Source organism: Laribacter hongkongensis DSM 14985, assembly GCF_000423285.1.
GTDB lineage: Bacteria > Pseudomonadota > Gammaproteobacteria > Burkholderiales > Aquaspirillaceae > Laribacter > Laribacter hongkongensis.
Map to the genome: position 1 here is coordinate 255,571 of NZ_AUHR01000001.1, position 25,586 is coordinate 281,156.

23 protein-coding genes and 4 tRNA genes are annotated in these 25,586 nt (G+C 65.6%); 18 read left to right on the forward strand and 9 right to left on the reverse strand.

Annotated elements, in window-relative coordinates:
* Positions 1 to 17: 17 nt before the first annotated feature.
* Together G542_RS0101250 and G542_RS0101255 are read right to left on the reverse strand one after the other, a co-directional pair.
* Complete coding sequence (locus G542_RS0101250) at positions 18 to 3,359, reverse strand: bifunctional diguanylate cyclase/phosphodiesterase (protein ID WP_081666699.1); 3,342 nt, start codon at positions 3,357 to 3,359, stop codon at positions 18 to 20.
* Positions 3,360 to 3,493: 134 nt separating this feature from the next.
* Positions 3,494 to 3,955, reverse strand: coding sequence for a Dps family protein (locus G542_RS0101255; RefSeq protein ID WP_012698620.1), 462 nt, complete (start codon positions 3,953 to 3,955; stop codon positions 3,494 to 3,496).
* A 65-nt stretch (positions 3,956 to 4,020) separates the two neighbouring features.
* On the opposite strand from G542_RS0101255, the gene G542_RS0101260 reads away from it, so the two are divergent.
* A complete protein-coding gene (locus tag G542_RS0101260) occupies positions 4,021 to 4,314 on the forward strand; it encodes a DUF167 domain-containing protein (RefSeq protein ID WP_012698622.1) in 294 nt (97 codons plus the stop codon).
* Between the two features lie 27 nt (positions 4,315 to 4,341).
* Here G542_RS0101260 and G542_RS0101265 read toward each other — a convergent pair whose 3' ends face one another.
* Entirely contained in the window at positions 4,342 to 4,806 is a 465-nt protein-coding gene (locus G542_RS0101265; protein ID WP_027823175.1) for an FxsA family protein, read from the reverse strand.
* Between G542_RS0101265 and cutA the strand changes: the two genes are divergently transcribed.
* From cutA to G542_RS0101310, 9 genes are all read left to right on the forward strand, one after another.
* Positions 4,805 to 5,149, forward strand: a complete 345-nt coding sequence (gene cutA, locus G542_RS0101270; protein WP_012698624.1) for a divalent-cation tolerance protein CutA — start codon at positions 4,805 to 4,807, stop codon at positions 5,147 to 5,149. The genes G542_RS0101265 and cutA overlap by 2 nt on opposite strands.
* 19 nt (positions 5,150 to 5,168) lie before the next feature.
* Positions 5,169 to 6,953, forward strand: a complete 1,785-nt coding sequence (locus G542_RS0101275) for a protein-disulfide reductase DsbD (protein ID WP_244878665.1) — start codon at positions 5,169 to 5,171, stop codon at positions 6,951 to 6,953.
* Between the two features lie 53 nt (positions 6,954 to 7,006).
* Positions 7,007 to 7,082 (forward strand) — tRNA-Lys (locus G542_RS0101280).
* 36 nt (positions 7,083 to 7,118) lie between these two features.
* Positions 7,119 to 7,194, forward strand: a tRNA-Lys gene (locus tag G542_RS0101285).
* A gap of 36 nt (positions 7,195 to 7,230) precedes the next feature.
* A tRNA-Lys gene (locus tag G542_RS0101290) sits at positions 7,231 to 7,306 on the forward strand.
* A gap of 35 nt (positions 7,307 to 7,341) precedes the next feature.
* Positions 7,342 to 7,417 (forward strand) — tRNA-Lys (locus G542_RS0101295).
* Between the two features lie 298 nt (positions 7,418 to 7,715).
* A complete protein-coding gene (locus G542_RS0101300) occupies positions 7,716 to 7,973 on the forward strand; it encodes a YjhX family toxin (RefSeq protein ID WP_012698627.1) in 258 nt (85 codons plus the stop codon).
* Between the two features lie 70 nt (positions 7,974 to 8,043).
* Positions 8,044 to 8,553, forward strand: coding sequence for a GNAT family N-acetyltransferase (locus G542_RS0101305; protein ID WP_027823178.1), 510 nt, complete (start codon positions 8,044 to 8,046; stop codon positions 8,551 to 8,553).
* A 324-nt stretch (positions 8,554 to 8,877) separates the two neighbouring features.
* Positions 8,878 to 9,201, forward strand: coding sequence for a hypothetical protein (locus G542_RS0101310; protein WP_012698629.1), 324 nt, complete (start codon positions 8,878 to 8,880; stop codon positions 9,199 to 9,201).
* 625 nt (positions 9,202 to 9,826) lie between these two features.
* Here G542_RS0101310 and G542_RS0101315 read toward each other — a convergent pair.
* From G542_RS0101315 to G542_RS0101330, 4 genes are all read right to left on the reverse strand, one after another.
* Positions 9,827 to 11,536 carry a proline--tRNA ligase gene (locus G542_RS0101315; RefSeq protein ID WP_027823179.1) on the reverse strand — a complete coding sequence of 570 codons (1,710 nt, stop codon included), beginning with the start codon at positions 11,534 to 11,536 and terminating at the stop codon, positions 9,827 to 9,829.
* Positions 11,537 to 11,611: 75 nt separating this feature from the next.
* Positions 11,612 to 12,151, reverse strand: coding sequence for a crossover junction endodeoxyribonuclease RuvC (gene ruvC / locus G542_RS0101320; RefSeq protein ID WP_027823180.1), 540 nt, complete (start codon positions 12,149 to 12,151; stop codon positions 11,612 to 11,614).
* Positions 12,142 to 12,828: an N-acetylmuramate alpha-1-phosphate uridylyltransferase MurU gene (murU, locus tag G542_RS0101325; RefSeq protein WP_027823181.1), complete on the reverse strand. Its 687-nt coding sequence runs from the start codon at positions 12,826 to 12,828 to the stop codon at positions 12,142 to 12,144. Before murU ends, ruvC begins: the two co-directional genes overlap by 10 nt.
* Entirely contained in the window at positions 12,828 to 13,817 is a 990-nt protein-coding gene (locus G542_RS0101330) for an aminoglycoside phosphotransferase family protein (RefSeq protein WP_012698633.1), read from the reverse strand. The genes murU and G542_RS0101330 overlap by 1 nt, the downstream gene beginning before the upstream one ends.
* On the opposite strand from G542_RS0101330, the gene G542_RS0101335 reads away from it, so the two are divergent.
* The 8 genes from G542_RS0101335 to G542_RS19400 all read left to right on the forward strand — a co-directional run bounded on the left by G542_RS0101335 (position 13,816) and on the right by G542_RS19400 (position 22,412).
* Positions 13,816 to 16,224: an LPS-assembly protein LptD gene (locus G542_RS0101335; protein ID WP_081666700.1), complete on the forward strand. Its 2,409-nt coding sequence runs from the start codon at positions 13,816 to 13,818 to the stop codon at positions 16,222 to 16,224. The two genes, G542_RS0101330 and G542_RS0101335, sit on opposite strands and share 2 nt — an antisense overlap.
* On the forward strand, positions 16,221 to 17,525 hold the full coding sequence (locus G542_RS0101340) for a peptidylprolyl isomerase (protein WP_051189838.1): 1,305 nt from the start codon (positions 16,221 to 16,223) through the stop codon (positions 17,523 to 17,525). Before G542_RS0101335 ends, G542_RS0101340 begins: the two co-directional genes overlap by 4 nt.
* A gap of 251 nt (positions 17,526 to 17,776) precedes the next feature.
* Positions 17,777 to 18,520 (forward strand): pseudouridine synthase, encoded by a 744-nt coding sequence (locus tag G542_RS0101345; protein ID WP_012698636.1) that lies wholly within the window; start codon positions 17,777 to 17,779, stop codon positions 18,518 to 18,520.
* Between the two features lie 89 nt (positions 18,521 to 18,609).
* Complete coding sequence (locus G542_RS15570; RefSeq protein ID WP_081666701.1) at positions 18,610 to 20,646, forward strand: SpoIIE family protein phosphatase; 2,037 nt, start codon at positions 18,610 to 18,612, stop codon at positions 20,644 to 20,646.
* Positions 20,647 to 20,654: 8 nt separating this feature from the next.
* Positions 20,655 to 21,194: a biofilm regulation protein kinase SiaB gene (siaB, locus tag G542_RS0101355; RefSeq protein ID WP_012698638.1), complete on the forward strand. Its 540-nt coding sequence runs from the start codon at positions 20,655 to 20,657 to the stop codon at positions 21,192 to 21,194.
* 14 nt (positions 21,195 to 21,208) lie between these two features.
* Positions 21,209 to 21,589, forward strand: a complete 381-nt coding sequence (gene siaC / locus G542_RS0101360; RefSeq protein WP_012698639.1) for a biofilm regulation phosphoprotein SiaC — start codon at positions 21,209 to 21,211, stop codon at positions 21,587 to 21,589.
* A gap of 14 nt (positions 21,590 to 21,603) precedes the next feature.
* Positions 21,604 to 22,269, forward strand: a complete 666-nt coding sequence (locus tag G542_RS19395) for a diguanylate cyclase domain-containing protein (protein WP_280513431.1) — start codon at positions 21,604 to 21,606, stop codon at positions 22,267 to 22,269.
* The gene (locus tag G542_RS19400; RefSeq protein ID WP_280513432.1) at positions 22,215 to 22,412 is read left to right on the forward strand and encodes a diguanylate cyclase domain-containing protein; all 198 of its coding nucleotides are present in this window, start codon (positions 22,215 to 22,217) and stop codon (positions 22,410 to 22,412) included. The genes G542_RS19395 and G542_RS19400 overlap by 55 nt, the downstream gene beginning before the upstream one ends.
* Here the strand turns inward: G542_RS19400 and G542_RS0101370 are convergent.
* Positions 22,407 to 23,843 carry a DUF2252 domain-containing protein gene (locus tag G542_RS0101370; protein ID WP_027823184.1) on the reverse strand — a complete coding sequence of 479 codons (1,437 nt, stop codon included), beginning with the start codon at positions 23,841 to 23,843 and terminating at the stop codon, positions 22,407 to 22,409. The two genes, G542_RS19400 and G542_RS0101370, sit on opposite strands and share 6 nt — an antisense overlap.
* Positions 23,844 to 24,292: 449 nt before the next feature.
* Positions 24,293 to 25,555, reverse strand: coding sequence for a glutamate-5-semialdehyde dehydrogenase (locus G542_RS0101375; RefSeq protein WP_027823185.1), 1,263 nt, complete (start codon positions 25,553 to 25,555; stop codon positions 24,293 to 24,295).
* Positions 25,556 to 25,586: the final 31 nt, after the last annotated feature.

Consider the following 25,586-nt stretch of genomic DNA (forward strand, 5'->3'; position numbering starts at 1 on the left):
TAACACGCCCTTTCGCGCTACCCGGCCGCCGGCGGCTCCGCGAGCAGACCGGCCTCCCGCGCCTGCCGCTGGCGCAGGACCTGGGCCATCTGCTCGCCATTCAGCGGCGCCTGGCAGACCCAGCCCTGTACGGCCTGGCTGCCGATCCGTTCGGCACAGGCCAGATCGTCATCGCTTTCAACGCCGGTTACGGCCAGAGGCCGACCCAGTACGCCCTGCCAGGCCGACAGCGCCATGCGGCCACGGTCATTTCCGGACAGTTCGGCCAGGACGCTGCACTCGACCTTGATCCGGGTCAGCGGTGCATCAGCCAGCTCGAACCAGCGACGGATGTCGCCGCCAAAACGGTCCACGGCCACACCGACGCCGAGTTCGGCCAGCCGGGCCAGTTGCTTGCGGCTTTGTTCCAGATCGGCAAACAGGGCGGATTCGGCCACCTCGAACTCGATCCACTGCCCGTCCAGCCGGTGTTCCCGCAAGGTCTCGGCCACATGCGTCACCAGCAACGGGTCATGGAACTGCCGGGAGGTCAGGTTGATCGCTACCGGTACCGGCACCAGCCCGGCCTCCAGCCAGCCGGCCAGCTGCTGGCCGACCAGGTCCAGGGTATAGCGGGTCAGCCGCAGCGCCAGCCGCATGTCCTCGGCCAGATCGATGAATGCCTGCGCCGGCAGCCGTTCGCCGGCCGGTGTATGCCAGCGCAGCAGAGCTTCCATCGCCAGCGGCTCGCGCACCGGATTACCGTAGATCAGCTGGTATTCGAGCACAAATTCGCGCCGCTCCAGCGCCCGGGTCAGCATGGCCTCGCGGGCACGGCGGTTGGCCACCTGGCTTTGCAGGGCCGAGGTAAAGAACTGCCAGCGACCCCGTCCCTGTGTCTTGACGTCGTACATGGCGGCATCGGCATGCCGCAGCAGGGTGTCGGCATCCTCGCCGTCCTGCGGAAACATGGCGACGCCGATCGAGGCCGGCGATTCGACCCGCTGCCCGGACAGGACAAAGGGCTCCAGCAAGGCGGCCAGCAGCTTGTCGGCCACCGCAGCGGCATCGCGCGGATACTCCAGCCGTGCCAGCAGGACCACGAATTCGTCGCCGCCCATGCGCCCGACCGCATCACCAGTCCGCACGACCGAACGGATGCGCCGCGCGACTTCGATCAGCAGGGCATCGCCGGCTTCATGCCCGAGGGTGTCGTTGATCTGCTTGAAACGGTCAAGGTCGAGATACATGACTGCACCGACATGCGGCTGGCGCCGCGCCTGGGACAGCACGTCGCCGAGCCGTTCGATCAGGGCCGCACGGTTGTAAAGCCCGGTCAGCGAATCGTGCTCGGCCAGATAGCGGATGCGCGCCTCCTGCCGCTGGCGTTCGGACAGCTCGCTCAGCGTCACCAGCAGGTATGACAGGTTGCCATACTCGTCAAGGACCGGGCTCTGGCGCTGCCAGCAGGCCAGCGGTACGCCGGACAGCGTCCGGTAGTGACATTCGCCCTCCCAGCTGCGGTTGGCCGGCGGCACGGGGTAAGCATCGGAACGCAGGTCTGCCAGCAGTTCCTCGACCAGCACTTCGGGCGCCCAGCCGGTCAGGCGCTGCATGGCCCGGTTGGCCTTGAGCAGCCGTCCGGCGGCATCGCAGATCAGCACGGCGTCCGGCGTGTGTTCCTGTACGTGTGCGGCCAGCCGCAGCTCGGCCGTGGCCAGATGCAGGCGGGTGACGTCCACGTAGACCCCCAGCACGCGCAAGGCCCGCCCGTCCGGCAGGGTTTCGATCGGCACCAGCGTGGCCATGACCCAGCGCCAGTCCCGGTCGTGCTCCAGCCGGAATTCCAGGCCGTCGATGGGCGCCCGTCCGGCCATCAGGTTGCGGTAGCGCAGCCGCACCATGTCACGGTCGTCCGGATGCACGCGCCCGATCCAGTCCTGCGGAATCGGCGACAGCACTGCTCCGTCGTCCGGATAGCCCATCATTTCAGCCATCACGCTGTTGCCGACCGCCCGGTCGCGGGCCAGGTCCAGGTCAACGTAGCCGATCTGCGCCCGGGCCAGCGCCTCCTTGATCGAGCGTTCGCCGTCCCGCGCCAGCGACTCGGCCCGCACCAGCTGGTCGATGTCGTGCGCCACCGTCAGCATGTATGCACTGTCGCCCCACGTCACGCGCGAGCTTTGCAGCTCGATGCAGAAGCGCGTGCCGTCAGCCCGGCGCATCCAGCAGTTGAACGGCTGCGGTACTGGCGCATGCATGCGCGCCAGCAGCTCGTGCCGGTCGTCCGGGTTGTTCCAGATGCCCATTTCCAGCGAGGTGCGGCCGATGAAGGATGCACGCGGATAACCGAACAGGCGCGCCAGGGCCTCGTTGGCGTAAACGATGGTCTGGTCGCTCAGCCGGGTCAGTACCACGGCAGAAGGAATCATGTCGGCTGCCTGCAGGATGATGTCGCGCTGTGCCCGCCGCAGCTGGCGCATTTCCTGCCGGCGCAGGCGCTCCTGCCGGTGCCGCTGCTGTTCGCTGTCGTGCAGGTACAGCACCAGCAGCATCACCACGAATCCGGTGCCGCTGCCGGTGGCAAGGCCGATCTGCTCCAGCCCGGCCGGCGCCACCCCCAGCACATAAAACGGCAGGACGGCCAGCAGGGTCAGCAATCCGACGTCGCGCAGGGTCAGCCGGATGGCGGTCCAGACCACCAGCGGAATGAAACCGAAAGACACCAGCTGGCTGACCAGTGGTGCCGGCCCTTCCCACCAGGCTGCCACGCTCCATGACACCACGCCGATGGTCAGAACAGCAGCCCGTTCGGCCTCCATGGCCCACGATCCCAGCCGCCAGCGGCTGGGCATCGACAGGGATCCGACGACCAGAAATGCCAGCAGGTCCGCCAACCAGCATTCCAGCAGAGGTTCGCGCCATGCTGGATCAGGCTGTCCGGACAGCAGCAGGGCCAGGACACAGTTGATGCTCTCTCCCACCAGTACCAGCAACATCAGCAAGAGCAGACCGGGCAGGGTCTGCCTCCAAGGCGGTAACTGGATTCCGCCAAGGAGCCAGCGGCTCCAGACGGCCACTGCGCCGGCGACAAGGAGGTCGGGCAGGCTATCGAACAGCATGTGTACCAGCGGTTCGGCGGGCATGCCCAGTACCATGCCCGCCACCAGTCCCAGCCACAAGGCCGGCAGCGTACGCAAGCCGTAGCGCAGCATGACAGCCAGCGCTACTCCGACCGGCCACCAGACCAGCGGAGCGACAGGACTGACTCGTGCCGGAACCAGGGATAGCCATGCGACCGCCGCCATGCCCAGCACAATGGCAACCCAGACCAGCACGCGAGGTTGACGGGGCGCGGGAAGCGGCAAGGTGATAGGCATGAAATAAACCACACGACGATCAATGTAAACAGCATAGACAATCTGCACCCGGCTACCGGCGCATCCGCTACCGTCCGGGCACAAAAAAACGCGCGACGGTCAGTCGCGCGTTGCCAGAGAGTGAATGCGGTGAGTCAGGCCAGCAGGCTGCGCAGCATCCAGGCGGTTTTTTCGTGCACTTCGAGGCGCTGGGTCAGCAGGTCGAGCGACGGCTGGTCGTTGGCGGCGTCCAGGGCAGCCAGCTGGCCACGGATGGTGCGGCAGACGGTTTCGTGGCCGTCGAGCAGCACGCGGGTCATGGTGTCGGCATCCGGCACGCCGACGGTTTCGGCGATGGCGGTCAGCCGGGCAAACTCGGCGTAGGTGCCGGGTGCCGGAGCATCCAGTGCGCGGATGCGCTCGGCCAGTGCGTCGAGGGCAATCCACATCTCGTTGTACTGCTCTTCGAACATCAGGTGCAGGGTGCGGAATTTCGGTCCGACGACGTTCCAGTGAAAGTTGTGCGTCTTGAGATAAAGCGTATAGGTGTCGGCCAGCACCCGAGAGAGTCCCTCGACGATGCGCGCACGATCTTCCTGACTGATACCGATATCCATGGACAAATCCTCCATAAGGGGTGACTGCTAGAATCTGTGTCCGCAACACGCATCACGGATACAGGATGAACTGGTTGACAGCAACGGCCGACGGCGTGCGGCTGACCCTGCACGTCCAGCCGGGCGCCAGGCGCACCGAGGTGGCCGGCCTTCACGGAGACGCGCTCAAGATCCGGCTGGCCGCTCCGCCGGTCGACGGCAAGGCCAACGCCTGCCTGCTGGCTTTCCTGGCCCGCGGCCTTGGCGTGTCCCGCTCGGCCGTCACCCTCAAGAGCGGCGATTGCAGCCGGCACAAGGTGGTCGACATCCGGGGCATCACGCCCGAAGCGGCCGCCGGGCTGTTACCTGTCAAGGAATAAGCCTGTAACGTAACTGCTCGGCATGAATTAAGGTTTGCGTTCGGTCAACTGTGTACGATCATCATCCACCCGGTGATATTCACCGTCTATCGTGCTGCCACCGCCGGCCTGCGGCCCCGGTGGCGTGTCGAACGGCGGACTGCCCGCAGTACCGCCCGTGCCGGCACTGCCCAGCGCCGGCCCCTTGAACGGCAGCAACAGGAGGACGGCCGCCACTTCGCTGATGATGCCGGGCAGCACGAACAGTGCTCCGGCCAGCAGGTAGCGCAGCGGCCACATCAGCTGCCAGACCGAAGCCCGGCCTTCGCGCATGACCGAAAACAGCGTCAGCAGGGCACCGAGCTTCTGGTTGCGCAGCATGACAATGCCCAACAGGGCCGACAGCACCAGGTAGAGGAACACCCCGCCGGCACCGATCCAGTCGGCCAGCGAGATCAACAGGGCGAGTTCGACGAACGGAAACGCCAGAAGCAACAGGAGAAAAATTCGCATGCGTAGCAATGATCCATCAGACGTGCGGTTGGTTCTTGTCAATATGCCCGATCCAGACAGTGCCCGCACGATGGCACACTTGCTGGTCACACAACGGCTGGCTGCCTGCGTCAACCTGCTGCCTGGCGTCACTTCCGTCTATCGCTGGAACGATGTCGTGGAATGCGCCGAGGAAGTCACGCTGCTCATCAAGACAACGGCGGCCGCCTGGCCGGCCCTGGAGCGGCAGGTACGGCAGTCGCATCCGTATGACGTACCGGAAATCCTGCAACTGCCGGTCTCTGCCGGCTACGCGCCCTATTTAAGCTGGGTCGTCAGTGAAACGATTTCAAGCCAACCCTGAGACATTATTCCCTCCGACCATGAAGCGATTCTTGTGTGCCTGCCTGCTGTTCTGGACTGCGCTCTGCGCGCACGCCCTGACAGCCGAAGACCTGCTGCCGCCCGAACGGGCCTTTGCCCTGTCTGCCAGCCGCTCGGGCGATGTCGTGCGCCTGAACTGGGCCATTGCCGACGGCTATTACCTGTACCGCGACCGTGTCAGCATCCGGACCGAACCGCCCGCCGACATCCGGCCGGAACTGCCGCCGGGCCAGCTCAAGCATGATCCGTTTTTCGGCGAAACCCCGGTCTGGCGCCAGGCGGTCGAAGGCAAAGCACGGCTGCCCGCCGGTACGCCGTCGCCGGTCCAGCTGGTGATCACCCAGCAGGGCTGCGCCGATGCCGGCGTGTGTTATCCGCCGCAGACCATCCGCCTGTCGCTGGCCGCGGACGGACGCACGGTATCGGCCGGTTCGCCGGCCGCCGGTTTTCTGTCGGCCCCGCCGGCTGCCACATCACCGGCCAGCCAGCCGGCAAGTGACGGCAGCGGACTCGGATCGCTGGGCTGGGAAGCACTGACCGCCAGTTTTTTTGTCGCCGGGCTGGGTATGGCACTGACCGCCTGTCTGTACCCGATGCTGCCCATTGTTTCGGCGATCATTGCCGGCCACGGCACGGCTGCCCACGGCTGGCGCGGGCTGCTGCTGGCGCTGGCCTATGTTGAGGGACTGGCGCTGACGTATACCGTGGTCGGCGTCGCCGCCGGGCTGACCGGCAGCTGGCTGACCGTCTGGCTGCAACGGCCGGAAGTGGCCGTGCTGGCAGCGGTCATGCTGGTCCTGCTGGCGCTGGCCATGTTTGACATCATCAGCGTACAGCTGCCGGCCGGCTTTCAGGCCCGGATGGCGTCGTCGTCCAACCGGCTGACCGGCGGCCGACTGGCATCGGTGTTCGGCATGGGCGCGCTGTCGGCGCTGATCATCGGCCCGTGCGTGGCGCCGCCGCTGGCGGTGGCGCTGGGCTACATCGGTGCCAGTGGCGATGCCCTGACCGGCGGTGTGGCACTGTTCGCCATGGCACAGGGACTGGGAGCGCCCCTGCTGCTGGTCGGTGCGGCCGGCGGCCAGCTGCTGCCCAAAGCCGGACCGTGGATGAAGGCGGTCAAGGCCGTCTTCGGGGTCGGCATGCTGCTGCTGGCGGTCTACCTGCTGGCGCCCTACCTACCGCCGGCGCTGCCGCTGGCGGCCTACGGCATCATCCTGATCGTCAGCGCAGTGTTTGCCGGAGCGTTTGATTCCATGCCGGCCGGCAGTCACCCCGGCCGCCGCCTGCTCAAGAGCCTTGGCCTGCTGGCAGCCTTGCTGGGTGCCGTACAGCTGGTCGGCAGCCTCGCTGGCGCCGACGACCCGCGCTATCCGCTGGCCCCGCTGACAGCCCGTGCCGACAGTCCGGCAACGGCGGCTCCGGCCTTCACGTCCGTCAGTTCGCTGGCGGAGTGGGAATCTTTCCTCACGGCCAACCGCGGCCGGCCGGTCCTGCTCGATTTTTATGCCGACTGGTGTGCGTCGTGCAAGGAGATGGAACGCAAGACGTTCCATGATCCGGCGGTGGCCCAGGCCATGCGCGGCATGGCGCTGGCGCAGGCTGACGTGACGGCCAACACGCCGGCGCACCAGGCGCTGCTCAAGCACTTCGGACTGTTCGGCCCGCCGGGCATCATCCTGTTTTCTGCGCAAGGCCAGGAGAGCGGCCGGGTGATCGGTTTCATGCCGCCAGCGGCATTCCTGCAGGAAATTTCGGCCGTAACGCCTTCCGTTCCTCAATAATGACTTGACGAAATACGTTTTCAGCGCGTAAATTGCCGCCTCTCGGCGCAAGAGGGTCGTTAGCTCAGCTGGTAGAGCAGCGGACTTTTAATCCGTTGGTCGCAGGTTCGAATCCCGCACGACCCACCACTTTGCCGCCGCGCATCACTTGCCTGGTATGACTCTGGGTTGTTAGCTCAGCTGGTAGAGCAGCGGACTCTTAATCCGTAGGTCGTAGGTTCGAACCCTACACAACCCACCACAGATTGCTTCAGGTCACCCCGTCAGGGATGACTCTGGGTTGTTAGCTCAGCTGGTAGAGCAGCGGACTCTTAATCCGTAGGTCGTAGGTTCGAACCCTACACAACCCACCACAGATTGCTTCAAGTCACCCCGTCAGGGATGACTCGGGTCGTTAGCTCAGCTGGTAGAGCAGCGGACTTTTAATCCGTTGGTCGCAGGTTCGAATCCCGCACGACCCACCACCGTTTCAGGCAGAACCCGGTCATTGGCCGGGTTTTCTGTTTTTGCGACGGCCAACCGGGGCTGCATCCCGCAGGGCATTGTCCTGCCTGCCCCCGAGCCGTTAGCATGTTTTCCGGCCCTGAACAGGCCACCTCATCCAGATCCTTTGCAGAAGGTTCATATGTTGGAGATTGCAGCAATCCGGTAACACAGGCCTGTTGTCCAGGCCAATGTTACCGACATGTCCCGCAAACCGGGCGGCTCTGCCAGACGCAGGCAGCCGCCGCGTGAGTCATTGATTGCCGGCAGTTATCCATAATGAATATCTCCAGACCGGAGCAAAGGACCCTGCACGTCCTCGCCAAAGGCGGCTACATCGTACGCATCCGCGACGACGCCGGCCGCATCACCACCGTCGAATGCCATACCCGCGAAGGGCACATCCTGTCCGACTGCACGCTGGCCGTCTTCCAGAAGCTCAAGGCCAAACGGCTGGTCAGCTCGAAAAACAGCCAGCCCTACCGGATCAACAGGAACGGCCTGCTCGCCGTTCGCGCCCAGCTCGACAACCAGTAACCGTCCCACCCACCGGCCGCTGCCCTGACGCAGCAGGCCGGCGGCCCGGCATCCTGCACGAAAGCCCGTCATGTCCCTGCATCTTCGCCCCGAGCAACCCTCCGACATCAACGCCATCAGCGAGCTGACCCGCGAAGCCTTCCTGAACGCCCCGCACACCAACCATACCGAGCAGTTCATCGTCAACGCCCTGCGCCGCAGCGGCCAGCTCACCCTGTCGCTGGTCGCACTGGAACACGGACAACTGGCCGGACACATCGCCCTCTCCCCCGTCACCCTGTCCTGCGGCACCCCGGGCTGGTACGGCATCGGCCCCCTGTCCGTCCACCCTGACTGCCAGCAGCGCGGCATCGGCAGCCAGCTGGTACGACAGGCACTGTCCATGCTGCAACAGCAGACCGGCGCCAGCGGCTGCGTGCTGCTGGGCGATCCAGCCTACTACTCGCGCTTCGGCTTCGTACCGGATACCGGCCTCACCCTGCCCGGCATCCCGCCGGGCTACTTCCAGGCCCTGAGCTTCGGCCCGCCCGTCCCTTGCGCCACCGTGACCTTTCATGCCGCGTTCGACGCCCGTGCCTGAGCAACCTTCACCCCTGGTCCGCGACAGGTCCGTTTCCGGCCTGTTGCGGCAAACTTCCGGCACCGCCCTCATGGCAGCCCGACCGGCAACCAGGCGGACGACTCCAGCCGCTGCGCTTCGTCCGTACGAACAACACAGCCTCATCCATCAGCCATGCCGGCATCCCCCGGACGCCTGGTACGCAAACCATGGCCCCTGCCGCACGCCGGCACGACATCCTTGCCCGCAACATCCGGCCAAGGCCCTTTCTCCAGCCTGGCCGGCTCGACGCCCGGCCATTGACCTGGCATTATCGGGGCTTCCCTTTCCGGTTCAGGAGTCCCGATGATCCCGCGCATCCTTCTTGGCCTGACGCTGGCCTCACTGGCAGGCTCCGCCCTGGCCCAGTCGCTGGACGAACAGTTGCTGGCGGCCCAGCTGCGGTTCCAGACCGCCCGCCAGAATTTCAACACGGCCCAGCAGCGGCTGGATACCGCGCAAAAGGAACTCACCCGGGCCGACCAGCGCCTGACCGATGCCCAGACCGCCAAAACCCGCGCCGAGCAGGAAGTCATGGAGGCCAGCAGCCTCAAGGGTGGTGCCGAACGCGAACTGACCTCTGCCACCCAGCATCTGGACGAACTCTGGCGCGCCCGCGGCAGCAACTGAATCCCCGCCCGGTCTTCTGCACGTCATGCACAGCGACCGGGCATTGCGTGCCCGGACAGGGGCACGACATCAGCTCCGGCCACACCCGGACGGCCCGGAGCAGGCAGGGACCCCGGCAACAACCCGCAGACGGCAACGCACGGCCTCGCGTCCCCCCTGTAGTTTCTGCATCCGGAATCTCCGTGTTTAGAGTCGCCAACAAAACCGCATGACTCATCGGCAAGTTACTGATCTACCAAGTTCGCAACTATCCGAAACATGGGTTTGGTTAGCCGGCCTTGATCTCCTGCGCGAACTCGTCCAGCAACATCCGCACGCCTAGGCACACATTGCTGCCAGCACACCCGGCCACTCAGCCAGCCGCCACGGACCGACGCAGCCCGGATGGCACACTGCAGAGCCTTACGGCGCCAGCACCGGCCTGACCTCCGGCAGCAAACCCGCCCTGCCCTCACATCCTGCCAGAACCTCCCCATGCAAAAACCCCCGCTGCCAGTCTCGCCAGCAGCGGGAGTTATTCGTTTATTGCACGAGCCATGAATCCTGGCCTGGAGGTATCCTGAAACCGGACATCCCGGCGACCGTGTCAGCCGCCTGAACAGTCACCGGAACCGGCGCATGACGGTCAGACGGCCAGCTTGCTCCGCACAAAAGCGGCAATTTCCGCCACTTCCACGCTGGTCGCTTCGGTCTCGCGCCGGCCCTGGTATTCCACCTTGCCTTCCTTCAGGCCGCGGTCGCCGATCACCACGCGGTGCGGAATGCCGATCAGTTCGCTGTCGGCCAGCAGCACGCCCGGACGCTCGTCACGGTCGTCCAGCAGCACGTCCACTCCGGCTGCAACCAGCTCGGCGTACAGCGCATCGGCGGCGGCCTTCACGCTCTCGCTGCGGCGGTAGCCCATCGGCACGATGCTGACCGTGAACGGTGCCATGGTGTCGGTAAAGATGATGCCGCGCTCGTCAAAGCCCTGCTCGATCGCCGCTGCCACCACACGCGACACGCCGATGCCGTAGCAACCCATTTCCATGATCTGGCGCTTGCCGTCCTGATCGAGGAAGCCGCAATCCATTGCCTCGGCGTACTTCTTGCGCAGCTGGAATACGTGTCCGACCTCGATGCCGCGGCGCAGGCGGATTTCGCCCTGGCCATCCGGACTCGGATCGCCCTCCACCACGTTGCGCAGGTCGGCCACTTCCGGTTCGGCACAGTCACGGCCAAAATTGACACCGGTCAGGTGCACGTCGTCCTCGTTGCCACCGGTCACCATGTCAGCCATCACCGCCACGGTGCGGTCGGCAATCATGCGGCCCTTGAAGCCGACCGGACCCAGCGAACCCGGCCTGGCGCCAAACGCGGCGATGATCGATTCGGGGCTGGCAAAGGTCAGCGGCAGCTTGATGCCAGCGATCTTCTCGGCCTTCACTTCATTGAGCTCGTGATCCCCGCGCACCATCAGCAGCACCGGGGCGCCATCGTCTCCCTCGACCACGATCGCCTTGACCATGGTCTTGAGATCCTGCTTGAGGAAGGCTTCCAGATCCGCCATGGTTTTCACCCCCGGCGTGGCGACCTTGGCCAGCGGCTGGCTGGCCGCCGGACGCGGCGTGGCCGGCGCCACGGCTTCGGCCAGTTCGATATTGGCGGCAAAGCCGGAGGTCGGGCAGTAGGCGATCACGTCCTCGCCGGAGTCGGCCAGCACCTGGAATTCATGGCTGCCGGTGCCGCCGATCGAACCGGTATCAGCTGCCACCGGACGGAAATCCAGCCCCAGCCGGGTGAACACGCGGCAATAGGCGTCGTACATGCCCTGGTAGGTGGCCTTGAGGCTGTCAAAGTCGGCATGGAAGGAATAGGCATCCTTCATCACGAATTCGCGGGCGCGCATCACGCCAAAGCGCGGACGCACTTCGTCGCGGAACTTGGTCTGGATCTGGTAGAAGTTGAGCGGCAGCTGCTTGTAGCTCTTCACTTCCTTGCGCACGGCGTCGGTAATCACTTCTTCGTGGGTCGGGCCGACGCAGAAATCCCGCTCGTGACGGTCCTTCACCCTCAGCAGTTCCTTGCCGTAAAACTCCCAGCGGCCGGATTCCTGCCACAGTTCGGCCGGCTGGATTGCCGGCATCAGGAGCTCGATGGCGCCGGCGCGGTTCATTTCCTCGCGCACGATGGCCTCTACCTTGCGCAGCACGCGCAGCCCCAGCGGCATCCAGGTGTAAAGGCCGCTCGACAGGCGCTTGATCATGCCGGCGCGCAGCATGAGCTTGTGGGACGGAAGTTCGGCTTCGTTCGGCGCTTCCTTCAGCGTCGAGAGGAAATACTGGCTGGCGCGCATGGCGGGCAGGCTCCGGTAAGTAAATGGCGAAAAATGACCGGATTGTAGCGCCAAAAACCGCCCCCCGCCGAGGGGTCAGGCCAGCCGCCCGCCCTTGATGCGCAGGCCGGCCCTGGCAAAACCGGCAATCGCCGCATGGCTGTGGTTGGCGTGGCACAGCGCCACCGCCAGCGCGTCGGCCGCATCGGCCTGCGGCGTGCCAGTCAGTCCCAGGAGCCGCACCACCATGTGCTGCACCTGCTCCTTGTCGGCCTTGCCGTGCCCCACCACCGACTGCTTGACCTGCAAGGCGGTGTATTCGCTGATCGGCAAGCCGGCCAGCACCAGCGCCGACAGCACCGCGCCGCGCGCCTGGCCGAGCATCAGCGTGGCCGACGGATTGACGTTGACGAACACCTGCTCGACCGCCGCTTCGCCGGGCTGGTAGGCGGCCACTACTTCGGAAAGGCCTTCGAGCAGGGTCTTGATGCGCTCGGTCAGTGGTGCGCCGGCCCGGGTGCGGATGCAACCCGAGGCAACATAGACGCGCTGGCTGCCGACGAGGTCGATCACGCCAAACCCGGTGATGCGGCTGCCGGGGTCGATGCCCAGCAGCCGGCGCGGCGTCAGCTCCATGCTGCCGCCAGCCGGTCGGCTTCGGTCAGCCGTTCCGGCGTGCCCACGTCAAGCCACAGCCCGTGGTGATGGCAACCGCTGACCTGTCCGGCCGCCATCGCCTGCCGCAACAGCGGCGCGAGCCGGGCCGGCTGCCCGGCCGGGGTAGTGGCAAACAGGGCCGGATGGTAGACGCCGACGCCACTGAAGGTCAGCGCCGGACTGGCGCTGACCCGGCCGTCAGCCGCCAGGGCAAAGTCACCGTCCGGGTGATGCGGCGGGTTATCCACCAGCACCAGGTGCGCCAGTCGCGTCACGCCATCCAGCACCGGCGCCACTGCCCGCAGGGCGGCAAAATCGATGTCGGTCAGCACGTCGCCGTTGACCACCAGAAACGGCGAATCCCCCAGCAGTGGCAGGGCGGTGGCGATGCCGCCGGCGGTTTCCAGCCCGGTCGCGCCTTCGTGCGAATAACGGATCTGCACGCCCCACTCGGCCCCATCGCCGAGCCTGGCCGGCAACTGTGCGCCCAGCCAGGCGGTGTTGATGACGATGTCGGTGAAGCCGGCAGCGGCCAGCCGGGTGAGGTGCCAGCCGACCAGTGGCTGGCGGCCGACCGGCAGCAGGGGCTTGGGCGTGTGGTCGGTCAGCGGCTTCATGCGCTCGCCGCGACCGGCTGCCAGGATCATCGCCCTCATCAGAAGGTGAACCCGACATTCTGCTGCTCGCCGGTCAGGTCGCGGATCAGCTCGCCGAGCGGGCGCAGTTCCGGATAGCGGTTGCAGGCTTTCTTGAGGTAACCGAGCACCAGCGGAATGTCCTTGAGGTAGCCGTCCTTGCCGTCGCGGTGGCAGAGGCGGGCAAAGATGCCCGCGACCTTGAGGTGACGCTGCACGCCCATCCATTCGTAGTCGCGCCAGAATTCGTCGATCATCGGATTGACCGGCAGACCGGCCTTGCGGGCGCGCTCCCAGTAGCGGATGACCATGTCGAGGCAGAATTCCTCGTCCCAGCTGACGTAGGCATCCTTGAACAGCGACACGAGGTCGTAGGTAACCGGGCCGTAGACAGCATCCTGGAAGTCGATCACGCCCGGATTGCGTTCCGTGGTCTGCATCAGGTTGCGGCTGTGGTAGTCGCGGTGCACGAACACCTGCGGCTGCGCCAGCACGTTGCCGAGGATGAGCGCCAGCGCTTCGTCCCATACCTTGCGCTGCGCCAGGGTGAAGGGCTTTTTCAGGTGCACCTGGGCAAACCATTCCGGGAACAGCTGCATTTCGCGGGTCAGCAGGGCGGCGTCGTATCCGGGCAACACCGCCGGTCGGCTGGCGGTCTGGATGGTCACCAGGGCGTCAATGGCATCGAGGTACAGCGACCGGGCATTGTCCGGTGTCAGCACGTCCAGGTAGGTGGTGTTTCCAAGGTCTTCGAGCAGCAGGAATCCCTGCTCAAGGTCGGCAGCCAGAATGGCCGGCACGTGGACACCGGCAAACAGCCCGGCGACCTGCACGAACGGACGGCAGTCCTCGTGCCCGGGGGGCGCGTCCATGACGATCAGGCTTTCGCCCGCCAATGACACACGGAAATAACGGCGGAAACTGGCGTCGGCCGAGGCTGGCGCCAGGGTAAAGGTCTGGCCGGGGCGCTGGGCAGCCACCCAGTCTTGCAGGGCTTGGAATCGGGACATGCGGGTCTCAAGAATTGCGGCAAAAGGCAAACTGTGCGATTTTAGCGCACGATTTCCGTACCGTTCGCGCGACAATTCGTTTGTCGTCGTGCCCGCCGACCTTCCGAATACTGCCACCCGCTCGATGCGCTTGATCCGCGTAACCCCTCTTGCCGCGGCGCTGGCTTCTGCCTTCGCCTTGGCCGATGCCCCTGCCGTTCCCGACGCCCCCCTGGCCGGCACCGACCGTGCTGCTGCCTGGCAAACGCCGGAGACGCAAGTCCAGTCACCTGTCGTACCCGCAACCGGCACCGGAACGGCACCGGAAACGGTGCTGACCGCCGACCAGATGACGGGCGTCATCGGAAACGCCTTGCGTGCCGAAGGCGAAGTGGTGGTCACGCGCGGGGACCAGACCGTGGAATCGGACTGGCTGGATTACTTCCAGGCACAGAACCGGGTACTGGCCGGGCCGCGTGCCACCCTGCTGCGCGCCAACGGCGACAAGCTGGTCGGCCGCGACCTTGATTACCTGATCGATGCCGAACGCGGCGTCATCTACGACGCGGACATGACCCGCAAGACCAGCCCCCTGCGGGCCGAAGGCAGCAAGGTCGAAATGCTGGGCGACCAGCTCTACCGCGTCGAGCAAGGCCGCTTCACCACCTGCGAACCGGGTCGCGACGACTGGTACATCCGCGCCCGCGACATCGGGCTCAACTATCTGACCAGCGTGGGCGAGGCCCGTTCCGGCGTGTTCGAGTTCCAGGGCGTACCGCTGATGTGGGCGCCGTATTTCGATTTCCCGCTCGACGGACGACGCAAGTCCGGCCTGCTGACGCCGACATTCGGCATGGAAAGCGGCAACGGATTTGATTTCACCCTGCCGTACTACTGGAACATCGCCCCCAACCGCGACGCCACGATCACGCCACGCATGATTACCAGCCGCGGCCTGATGCTGGGCGGCGAATACCGCTATCTGGACCCGGACTACCGCGGTACGCTGGTACTGCAAGGCATCGACGACCGCAAATACGATGGCAATCGCAACTATGTGTCGTTCAAGCACAGCCAGCGCCTGAGCCCTACCGTCGGACTGGGCATCGACTACAGCCGGGCCAGCGACGACAGCTACTTCCGCGACTTCGGTTCCGGCCGCTTCAGCGTGGCCGACAACACCAACCTGTTGCAGGACGCCTACCTGACCTGGAGTCCGGGCTGGGGCAGCTGGCTGCTGCGCACGCAGAAATACCAGACCCTGCAGGATCCGGCCGCACCGATCACCACGCCGTACCAGCGCCTGCCGCAAATCGTGTTCAACAGCAGCCGCCAGTGGGGTGGCGTTGATGCCCGCTTCACCAGTGAATATGTCAACTTTGCCCACCCCACCCTGCAGGAAGGCGAACGCCTGGTCCTCAACCCGAGCGTCTCGCTGCCACTGACCCGCAGCTGGGGTTATGCCACGCCGGAGCTGGGACTCAACTACACCCGCTACGCGCTGAGCGACCGTCACGGTTACGCCGACCAGGTCAGCGAGACCCTGACCCGCACCCTGCCGATGGTCAGCGTCGATTCGGGACTGTTCTTCAACCGGCCGTTCTCGCTGGGCGACAACGACTACGTACAGACGCTGGAGCCCCGCCTCTACTACGTCTACATCCCCTACCGCGACCAGTCACGGCTGCCGGTCTTCGACACCGTGCTCAACCAGTTCGACTACGCGCAGATCTTCACGCCCAACCGCTATTCGGGCTACGACCGCATCAACGACGCCAACCAGATCACCACCGCACTCACCAGCCGCTTCATCGATCCGGACAACGGACTGGAGCGGCTGCGGGTCGGCGTGGCGGCCCGCTACTCGTTCATCGACCAGCGCGTCACCCTGCCCGGCGGCACCCCGCCGCAAAAAGGCCTGTCGGACATCCTCGTCAGCGCCGGCGGCGACCTGAACCGCCGCACCCGCCTTGACGGCAATTTCCAGTGGAACAACACCCTCAGCGAACCGGAGTACTACAACGCCGGCATCCGCTACTCGCCGGACGACGCGCGCATCCTGTCGCTGCGCTACCGTTACGACCGCGAAGTCCAGGTCAGCAACACGCTGTTCACCAACCAGAAACAGATCGACCTCGGCATCCTGTGGCCGATCGCCCCGCGCTGGTACGGCTATGCGCGCGAAAACTACTCGCTGTCCGACAAGCAGTCGCTGGAGCGGCTGGCCGGTATCGAATACCGTGCCGGCTGCTGGGCCATGCGTTTCCTCGCCCAGCGCTACGTAAACGGCCTGGACAGCCAGAAAACCAGCTTCTTCTTCCAGCTTGAGCTCGCCGGCCTGGGCAAGCTCGGCAACAACCCGCTGGAGGCCCTCAAACTGGCATTGCCAGGCTATGTCGAGCCCTCCCGAAACTCCGTGCTGCCATGATGATCCCCTCGTCCCTGACCCGTTTTGCCGCTGCGGCCCTGGCCGCCAGCCTGCTGGCTTCCCCGGCCTCGGCTGCTGCAGAAGTCCGCACCGTTGACCGCATCGTCGCGGTCGTCAACAAGCAGGCCATCACCCAGCAGGCGCTGGATACCCGCGTGCGCGAAGCCGAAGCCCAGCTGACGCGCCAGAAGGTACCGCTGCCGCCCGCCGGCGTATTGCAGCAGCAGATGCTCGAACGCATGATCAACGAAGAGGTGCAGCTCCAGTACGCCGGCAACAACGGCATCGCCCTCGACAGTGCCGAGCTGGACCGCATCATGGACCGGCTGGCCGAACAGAACCGCCTGACACCGGAACAGTTCCGTGCCCGTCTCAAGGCCGACGGCATCAACGAAGCCGCCTTCCGGGCCGACCTGTCGCGCCAGGTGATCCTCGACCGCCTGCGTGAACGCGAGGTCGACAGCAAGGTCAACGTGTCCGACAGCGAAGTCGACGCCGTGCTCAGGAGCGCCGTGTCGGCCAACCGGACCGAATTCCGGCTGTCGCACATCCTGATCACCCTGCCCGAGCAGGCCAGCCCGCAGGAAGTGGCCAAGCGCCAGCAGCGTGCCAGCGATGCCGCGGCCAAACTGGCCGCCGGCGCACCGTTTGCCCAGATAGCCGCCAGCTACTCGGATGCACAGGACGCCCTGTCGGGCGGCGATCTGGGCTGGCGCTCGGCCACCCGCCTGCCGCCGGTCTTCGTGGCAGCGCTGGAACAGCTCAAGCCGGGCCAGTCGACCCAGGTGCTGCGCTCGGCCAACGGCCTGCACATCCTCAAGCTGGAAGCCCGCCGCAGCCGGGGTGACGCCCAGATGGTCGAACAGCGCCAGGTCCGCCACATCCTCGTGCGCGCCAATGAAATCACCAGCGACAAGGACGCCCAGACGCGCATCCTGCAGATCCGCGACCGCATCGCAAACGGCATGCCGTTTGCCGAAGCTGCCAAGCTGTATTCCGAAGACGGCAGTGCCCCGAAAGGCGGCGACCTTGGCTGGGTCAACCCCGGTGACATGGTGCCGGAATTCGAACGTGCCTACCTCGCCCTGCCGGTCGGCCAGCTGTCGCAGCCGGTTCGCTCGCCGTTCGGCTGGCACCTGATCCTTGTCGACGGCACCCGCCAGCAGGACATCGGTGACGCACGCCAGCGTGCGGAAATCCGCCAGGAGCTGCGCGCCCGCAAGTCCGAACAGGTCTACGCCGAATGGCTGCAACAGCTGCGCGCCTCGGCGTATGTCAGCGAGCGGTTGCAGGACCAGTAAGCACCACGACGCCACCGGTCACCGGCACGACACTGCCAGCGACCGGGTGACGGCATACTGTAACGTCCCGCATCAGCGCGGGACGTTTTGTTTTGATCCGGTCCTTGCCGTACGCAACCGGCAGGGACCGGCCGGCACGGATCAGTGCAACCGGGCGACCGGTTCAAGGTTTTCGGAAGACGGCCCGCCCGCTGGCGGGACCGTTTCCGGTTTTTGGTTTTTCTGCGCCGCAAGGCGTACCGGATACGTCAATGGACTCCCAATCGGACAAGATTCGCCTCTCCAAACGCATGGCCGAACTGGGCCTGTGCTCGCGCCGCGAGGCAGACGACTACATCGCACGCGGCTGGGTCAGCGTCGATGGCCAGATCATCAGCGAGCTGGGCAGCAAGGTCAGCCCGGACCAGCGCATCACGCTGGACGCACGGGCGCGCGAGGCACAGAACACCCGTGTCACCATCCTGCTGCACAAGCCGATCGGTTATGTGTCGGGGCAGGCTGAAAAAGGCTACCAGCCGGCTGCCACCCTGATCGTGCCGGAGCGGCACTGGCAACAGGACCCGAGCCGCACGGTCTGGAAGCCCGCGCAGTTGCAGGGACTGGCACCGGCCGGCCGGCTGGACATCGACTCGACCGGACTGCTGGTGCTGACCCAGGACGGACGCATTGCCAAGCAGCTGATCGGCGAAAACTCGCCGGTCGACAAGGAATATCTGGTGCGCGTGGAAGGCCGCCTGTCCGAAGAAGGCCTGCGTCTGCTCAATCACGGTCTGGCACTCGACGGCGTGCCGCTCAAACCGGCCCGCGTGTGGTGGCAGAACCGCGACCAGCTGCGCTTCGTGCTGGTGGAAGGCAAGAAACGCCAGATCCGCCGCATGTGCGAGCTGGTCGGCCTGCGCGTGGTCGGCCTCAAGCGCATCCGCATCGGCCGCATCATGCTGGGGGATTTGCCGCAGGGACAGTGGCGTTATCTGGCGCCTGGCGAGCGTTTTTGAGGTAGCACACACCTTGCTGCATGTGCAGCAGATAGAATATCCGCTCTATCTATCCGTATCCGGTATCTGCCGGATTCTCCGGGCGTGCCATGTCTGCAATCTTGCGGTTGGGCCTGCGCAGCAAGGCAGCCACCTTCATGGGGCTGCTGGCTGTCATGCTTTTGCTGGCAGCCGTGGCCACCAGCTGGATTTTCATCGACCTGACCCGCGAGCGCTACGGAGCCGAAGTCGTGCGCAACCATGCACTGCTCAGCAAAGAGCAGTTCATGCTGCCCGTGGCCCGCGAGCTGGCCCTGTCACAAAAGCTGGCCGACAGTGATGCCACCCGCAATTTCCTGCGCGACGAATCCCGCCCGGATTACCGGAAAGCCTTTTTTGCCGAGGCCGAATCATTCCGCCGCCTGTTTGGCGAACACAGCCTGTTTGCCGGCGTGATTACCAGCCGGCATTTTTATTTCAACGACAACACCCTGGCTTTTTCCAGCGCTCCGCGCGGCACCATGCAGCGCGACGTACCGGCGGATGCATGGTTCTTTGCCAGCACCGCCAAACGCACGCCCTACAACTTCAACATCAATACCAACCAGCAGGTAGGCGTGACCAACGTCTGGGTCAACGTGCTGGTGACCGATACCGACGGCACGCCTCTGGGCTTTGTCGGTACCGGATTCGAGCTGACGCACTTCCTGCAACGTTTTGCCCGCCACGACACGTCCGGACTCAGCTCCATGCTGCTGGCCGGCAACGGTGCCATCCAGGCCCATCCGGATCCGGCCCGGATCGAGCACCAGATGGTGACGGACAAGGTGCCGACCCAGACCCTGTTCCGGCTGTTGTCGGGGCCAGATGACCAGCCGCGGGTCCAGGCAGCGATGCAGCGGCTGCGGACCAGCCAGAGCACGGTGGAGACCCTGAACGTCACCCTGGAAGGCCAGCAGCAGCTGATGGCCATCACTTGGCTGCCGGCGCTCGACTGGTTTGCCGTCAGCGCCGTCGAAGCCCATGCCGGCGCCCTCCTTGACTCCAGCCTGTTGCTCGGCGCCCTGTCCGTACTGGCCGGCCTGCTGGTCCTGGCCATGATCCTGATGTATTTCGGCACCCACCTGCTGGTCTTCAAGCCACTGCTGGCGCTGAGCCAGGGCGTACGGAGCATGGAAAGCGGCCGGTACGACATCAACCTGCACCTGACGCGCCAGGACGAGATCGGCGAGCTGGCCACAGCCTTCAACCGCATGGCCAGCCGCGTACAGCGCCACACGGCCGAGCTGGAAGCCACCGTCAGCGCCCGCACCCGCGAGCTGACGGACATGCTGACCCGCCAGCAGGACAACATCCACTGTGCCCGGATGATCCAGCATGCCATGCTGCCGCAGACCGCCCTGACCGACACCTGCCAGGGACAACTGCTGGTGCTGTGGCGCCCCAAGGACATCGTCAGCGGCGACCTGTACCTCTTTCATCGCGATGCTGACGGCTGGCTGGCCGGACTGGTCGACTGCGCCGGCCACGGCGTGACCGGAGCCCTGATGACCGTGCTGGCCCACGGCGCTTTCCAGACTGCCATCGACCGGGTTGGCAGCCACGACCCGGCCGCCATCCTCAATGTCATGAACGAAATCGTGCGCGCACCGTTTGCCGAACAGCTGGCCAGCCGCCAGCGCGTGCCCACCAGCATGGAGGCGGCACTGGTGCGCATCGATCCGGGACAAGCCACCCTGACCTATGCCGGAGCCCGCATCGCCCTCTACTGCATCGACCGCGACGGCACGGTCACGGTCTGCAAGGGTGGCCGGCGGGCACTGGGCGAAAAACGCCAGGAAACCTACCAGAGCCAGACCCTGCCGGCTCAGGGCCTCGACTGTTACCTGACCAGCGACGGCCTCCTCGACCAAAGCGGCGGCCCGCAGGAATTCGGCTTCGGCGCCAGCCGCTTTGCCGGTTTGTTGGGTACACTCCATACCTTGCCATGGGCTGACCGGCTGGAAACGCTGACGTCCGCCCTGACTGACTGGCAGGGACAAGAGCCGCAGCTCGACGACATTTGCGTGATCGGGTTCACGGCCATGCCGGACCCGCGCAAACCCGCCGGCGACCTCGCCTGCTCCTCTTCCACGACCCCTGCCTGAGCGACACGATGCCCCCACAAGATCTTCTCGCCCTGCGCAACCAGTTCGAACGGCACAACATCCTGCTGGCCTTCAACGGACTGTTCTCGGCCACCCTGATCGAAGAAATCGGGCTGGCTCTGCGCAAACACCTTGAAGCCCTGTCCGCCACGCCGACCGAAGTCACCGATGTATTCACCATCTACATCGAAATGACGCAGAACATCCGCCACTACGCCACCAGCAAGAATCTGTCAGATTCGCAGGCCAGCGGCACGATTACCATTTCCCGTGAACAGGATCACTACATCATCAATGCCGGCAATGTGGTCGACATCGCGGACGGCGAGGCGCTGCTGCAACGCATCCACCATCTGGCCGGACTCGACAAGACCGGGCTCAAGGCCCTGTGGAAAACCCAGATGCGCCAGCCGCGCCAGGCCGGAGCCAGCAGCGGCGCCGGTCTGGGGCTGATCGACATGGCCCGCAAAGCCAGCCAGCCCCTGGCTGCATCCTTCAACCGACTGGACGACCACAGCGGCTTTTTCAGCCTGCAGGTTGTCCTGTAACTTTCGTGAACCGTATGCAGGACATTCATTTAACCGGCACCACCTCTACCCCGGCCATCGATACCGACTGGACCTCCGGCCGGGTCAGCCTGCGCGGCGATTCCTATCCGGAAGACGCCTTCGAATTCTTCGACCCGCTGCTGACATGGATCAACCGCTATCTGGCCGAAATCCAAGCGCCACTGACGCTGGAGCTGTCACTCCTCTACATCAACACCAGCAGCATCCGCATGCTGATGGACCTCTTCGACGACATGGAAGCAGCCCATCAGGCCGGCAAGGCCGTCAGCCTTGCCTGGCATTACGATGCCGAAAACGAGCGCGTGGCCGAGCTGGCCGAGGAATTCCGCGAGGACTGCTCGTTTCCGTTCAGCATCCTCAAGCGGGCAGGCTGACCATGCAGGCCGACATGCGCGATCTGGAAGAAACCGTCGACCGCCTGCTGGCCGATCCGGCTTCACAGGGGCTTCCGCTCCACCAGGCCCTGGCTGCCCTGATGGAGCGGCACCGCCACCTGCTGCGCCAGCTCGAACGCATCACGCATATTGCCGACCGCTACCAGGACGCCGAACGCGAGCGTGGCCTGTCGTATTGTCAGCGCTATGAACGGCAGCTGCGCCAGCTCGAACGCCTGCTGCGCATCAGCGACCGCTACCAGCAGATCATGCGCAACCTGCATGAAGAACTGCGCCAGCAATCAACCCACGACGCACTGACCGGCCTCTACAACCGCCGCTTCATGCACAAGCGCCTGCTGGAAGAAGCCGCCAAGCTGGACCGTCATCCCGACCAGCCCTTTGCCGTGGTGCTGGCCGACATCGACCATTTCAAGTCCATCAACGACACGCTCGGCCACGACATGGGCGATACCGTACTGACCGAAGTGTCCCGCCGCTTCCTGTCACACCTGCGCCAGTACGACGTCTGTGCCCGCTGGGGTGGCGAGGAATTCCTGCTGCTGCTGCCGTCCACCACACCGCAGACCAGGCTTTCCGGGTGTGCGAGCACCTGCGCCACGTCATGGCCGACACGCTGTACCACACGCCCGAAGGCCAGCCGTTTGTCCTCAGCATGAGCTTCGGCTACAGCGCCTGTCATGTAGCAGCCGACCTGAACCGGGCCCTGCAAATGGCCGACCGGGCCCTTTACGACGCCAAGGATGCCGGCCGCAACTGCGTCCACCCGGCACTCCCGGCCAGCATCCCCTGCCACTCATAAGGCCGGCGGCACCACCTGCCCGTCCAGCGCCGGCACGTCCGCCGGCAACCGGCCCGACTGCACCGCCTCCCGGAATTCGGCAAAATCGGCCTCGACCAAGTCGGCATACCCCAGCGCATGACGGGTCATGGCCTCGGCCAGCGACGTTCCCCTGCCGATATAACCGGCGATTTCCGCCGCCCGGCCACTGCCCTTGGCATGCGCCCGGGCCAGCACCCGCGCGCACAGCCGCACATAGGCCGTCAGACAGCCCGGCCCCAGCAGCTCCAGATGTACCGCCGCCTTCATGTCGCGCAGCTGGCGGATATAGAAATGCCGGCCGGCCGGCCCGGTGGTCCAGCCGATAAAGGGGTCGCTCACCGCCTGCATCAGCCGTTGCCCGGCCACCACGCGCGCACCTTCGTGGGCATGCGGCGAGCGGTCGGTATAGGCCTCCAGCACCGACGGCCGCGCCTCTTTCAGTTGCAGGAACAACGGCTGGTCAAAGTCGTCCTGCAACAGCAGCACCAGACAGCGGGTACCGACACTACCGACCCCGACCACCTTGAAAGCCAGGTCCACCGTGCGGAAACGCGAAATCAGCGCCCGCCGGTCGGACACCAGTGTCTCCAGGTATTCGGCCAGCATCGGCCGCACCAGTCCGTCCCAGTCGCCGCTGGCCAGCCAGCTGTCGTCATCCGGCAGCAATGAGCCGGCCCCGTGCACGTGAAACAGCGTCGGCGGCATGTCGCGCAGCCGCAAGCGGCCTTCGCCGGCATGGGTGATCTTGGGCAGCAGGCGGTCATGGGTGCGGTTGAACGCCTGGCGCACCAGCCGGCCCAGCTGCTGCTTCAGCAGCGGGTCGTCACCCGCCGCCCTCTCCAGGTTGTCGGCCGTCACCTTGTCGTACCAGACCTCCAGCGTCCCCATGCGCGCAGCCCGGCCGATGGAGGCCTGATACTGGCGTGCACCGGCTGCCACCATGTCGCGTACCACGGCCGGCGGTGCTCCCTGCTCGCGCGCAGCCAGCGCCGCGCTCACCAGCAGGCGCTTGAGGTCCCACTCCCACGGCGCCGGATGCGTTTCGTCAAAGTCATTGATGTCGAACACCAGGTTGCGTTCGGGCGAGGCAAACAGCCCGAAGTTCATCAGGTGCGTGTCACCGCCGGCCTGCACGGTAATGCCGGACCCCGGCCCGGCCGCCAGATCGTCGGCCTGCACCAGCGCCGCGCCGCGGAAATAGGCAAACGGCGACGCCAGCATGCGCCGGTAACGCAGGGGCACCAGCGCCGGCACCCGCCCGAGGGACGACTGCTCCAGCAAGGCCAGCGGATTGCGGTTGCCGCGTGCCGGCAGCTCGGCGTGGGCCGAGCGCGGCGTACTGCTGCGCCGGGCCTTGCCTTCGGCATAAAGCGCTTCGTAACGCAGGTGGGGCTGGTCGGGCAGCGGCATGACAGTCTCCGGTGAAATGTTGCAAATGCATCACTAGAGGATAGCCAACGTCCGCCGCCTTGCGCCGCCGCCCTCCGTTGCCGGTGCGGAGCCGCCAGGCCGGCAACGGGCCGCAGACGATGTCCGGCCGCCGGGACGACTCCCGCCCCATCCCTCCCGTGGTTTTGCCACCGTCAATGCCGGCGCTACCGGACGCGGCACCAGGATGCGCGAAACCTGCCTGCGGCATCTGGTGCACCCATCCTCCCGAAACCGCCATTGGCAGGCATGACACCTGCGGCTGGCCATCGGAAAACCCCTGCGGCCGGTGCCGCGATGCCGGCCGGCTTGACGCACGAATGACGAAGGAGCATGGAGCGCCGCAAGAGATTGGCACCGGGACCGGTACAAAAAACAACCGGAGCCGCAGCTCCGGTTGGTGTCGGGAAAGGTGGCGGAAGCGCTGCGGGTCAGCCGCGCACCTGCCCGTCGCCGAACACGATCCATTTCTCGCTGGTCAGCCCCTTGAGTCCAACCGGGCCGCGGGCGTGGATCTTGTCGGTCGAGATGCCGATTTCCGCCCCCAGGCCGTATTCGAACCCGTCGGCAAACCGGCTGGAAGCATTGACCATCACGCTCGACGAATCCACTTCGCGCAGGAAGCGCCGGGCCGACGAGTAGTTCTCGGTGATGATCACGTCGGTATGGTGGCTGCCGTAGTGGTTGATGTGGGAGATGGCGGTATCGAGGCTGTCGATCACCTTGATGGCGAGGATCGGCGCGGCATATTCGGTCAGCCAGTCTTCTTCGGTGGCCGGCTGCACCTTGTCGGCCCCGATCAGCGCGCGGGTGGTGGCGCAGCCGCGCAGCTCCACGCCCTTGTCGAGGTAGACCTGGCAGATCGCCGGCAGGAACGCCTCGGCCACCACCTCGTGCACCAGCAGGGTTTCCATGGTGTTACAGGTGCCGTAGCGCTGGGTCTTGGCGTTGTCGCAGACCGGCAGTGCCTTTTCCAGATCGGCATCGACATCGACGTAGGTGTGGCAGTTGCCGTCGAGGTGCTTGATCACCGGCACGCGTGCTTCGGCACTGATGCGGGCGATCAGGCCCTTGCCGCCGCGCGGCACGATCACGTCGACGTATTCCGGCATGGTGATCAGCAGGCCCACTGCGGCCCGGTCGGTGGTTTCCAGCACCTGCACGGCGCCGGTCGGCAGGCCGGCCGCGGCCAGCCCTTCGTGCACGCAGGCGGCAATGGCCTGGTTGGAGCGGAACGCCTCGCTGCCGCCGCGCAGGATGCAGGCATTGCCGGCCTTCAGGCACAGCCCGGCCGCGTCGGCGGTCACGTTCGGCCGCGCCTCGTAGATGATGCCGATCACGCCCAGCGGCACGCGCATCTTGCCAAGCTGGATCCCGCTCGGACGGTAGGCAAACTCGCCCATCTCGCCCACCGGATCCGGCAGGGAGGCAATCTGGCGCAGGCCTTCGGCCATGCCGGCCACGGTTTTTTCCGTCAGGGTCAGGCGATCGACCATCGCCGGCGCCAGTCCGGCCGCCACGGCAGCCTTCACGTCGTCGGCGTTGGCGGCCAGCAGCTTGGCCGCATCGCGCTCGATGGCATCGGCCATGGCCAGCAGTGCGGCATTCTTGGTCCGGGTATCGGCACGGGCCAGTTCGCGGCTGGCAGCCCGCGCCGCCCGCCCCAGGTCTTGCATGTAGGAGTGAAGGTCCATCTCGGTTTCCGGCATCAGTCAGGCTTGGATA

Excerpts from the sequence above, each read along its gene's own strand:
- G542_RS0101250 (WP_081666699.1), bottom strand. The coding sequence starts at position 3,359 with ATGCCTATCACCTTGCCGCTTCCCGCGCCCCGTCAACCTCGCGTGCTG.
- G542_RS0101255 (WP_012698620.1), bottom strand. The coding sequence starts at position 3,955 with ATGGATATCGGTATCAGTCAGGAAGATCGTGCGCGCATCGTCGAGGGA.
- G542_RS0101260 (WP_012698622.1), top strand. The coding sequence starts at position 4,021 with ATGAACTGGTTGACAGCAACGGCCGACGGCGTGCGGCTGACCCTGCAC.
- cutA (WP_012698624.1), top strand. The coding sequence starts at position 4,805 with ATGCGTAGCAATGATCCATCAGACGTGCGGTTGGTTCTTGTCAATATG.
- G542_RS0101265 (WP_027823175.1), bottom strand. The coding sequence starts at position 4,806 with ATGCGAATTTTTCTCCTGTTGCTTCTGGCGTTTCCGTTCGTCGAACTC.
- G542_RS0101275 (WP_244878665.1), top strand. The coding sequence starts at position 5,169 with ATGAAGCGATTCTTGTGTGCCTGCCTGCTGTTCTGGACTGCGCTCTGC.
- G542_RS0101300 (WP_012698627.1), top strand. The coding sequence starts at position 7,716 with ATGAATATCTCCAGACCGGAGCAAAGGACCCTGCACGTCCTCGCCAAA.
- G542_RS0101305 (WP_027823178.1), top strand. The coding sequence starts at position 8,044 with ATGTCCCTGCATCTTCGCCCCGAGCAACCCTCCGACATCAACGCCATC.
- G542_RS0101310 (WP_012698629.1), top strand. The coding sequence starts at position 8,878 with ATGATCCCGCGCATCCTTCTTGGCCTGACGCTGGCCTCACTGGCAGGC.
- G542_RS0101315 (WP_027823179.1), bottom strand. The coding sequence starts at position 11,536 with ATGCGCGCCAGCCAGTATTTCCTCTCGACGCTGAAGGAAGCGCCGAAC.
- ruvC (WP_027823180.1), bottom strand. The coding sequence starts at position 12,151 with ATGGAGCTGACGCCGCGCCGGCTGCTGGGCATCGACCCCGGCAGCCGC.
- murU (WP_027823181.1), bottom strand. The coding sequence starts at position 12,828 with ATGAGGGCGATGATCCTGGCAGCCGGTCGCGGCGAGCGCATGAAGCCG.
- G542_RS0101335 (WP_081666700.1), top strand. The coding sequence starts at position 13,816 with ATGCGGGTCTCAAGAATTGCGGCAAAAGGCAAACTGTGCGATTTTAGC.
- G542_RS0101330 (WP_012698633.1), bottom strand. The coding sequence starts at position 13,817 with ATGTCCCGATTCCAAGCCCTGCAAGACTGGGTGGCTGCCCAGCGCCCC.
- G542_RS0101340 (WP_051189838.1), top strand. The coding sequence starts at position 16,221 with ATGATGATCCCCTCGTCCCTGACCCGTTTTGCCGCTGCGGCCCTGGCC.
- G542_RS0101345 (WP_012698636.1), top strand. The coding sequence starts at position 17,777 with ATGGACTCCCAATCGGACAAGATTCGCCTCTCCAAACGCATGGCCGAA.
- G542_RS15570 (WP_081666701.1), top strand. The coding sequence starts at position 18,610 with ATGTCTGCAATCTTGCGGTTGGGCCTGCGCAGCAAGGCAGCCACCTTC.
- siaB (WP_012698638.1), top strand. The coding sequence starts at position 20,655 with ATGCCCCCACAAGATCTTCTCGCCCTGCGCAACCAGTTCGAACGGCAC.
- siaC (WP_012698639.1), top strand. The coding sequence starts at position 21,209 with ATGCAGGACATTCATTTAACCGGCACCACCTCTACCCCGGCCATCGAT.
- G542_RS19395 (WP_280513431.1), top strand. The coding sequence starts at position 21,604 with ATGCGCGATCTGGAAGAAACCGTCGACCGCCTGCTGGCCGATCCGGCT.
- G542_RS19400 (WP_280513432.1), top strand. The coding sequence starts at position 22,215 with ATGGCCGACACGCTGTACCACACGCCCGAAGGCCAGCCGTTTGTCCTC.
- G542_RS0101370 (WP_027823184.1), bottom strand. The coding sequence starts at position 23,843 with ATGCCGCTGCCCGACCAGCCCCACCTGCGTTACGAAGCGCTTTATGCC.
- G542_RS0101375 (WP_027823185.1), bottom strand. The coding sequence starts at position 25,555 with ATGGACCTTCACTCCTACATGCAAGACCTGGGGCGGGCGGCGCGGGCT.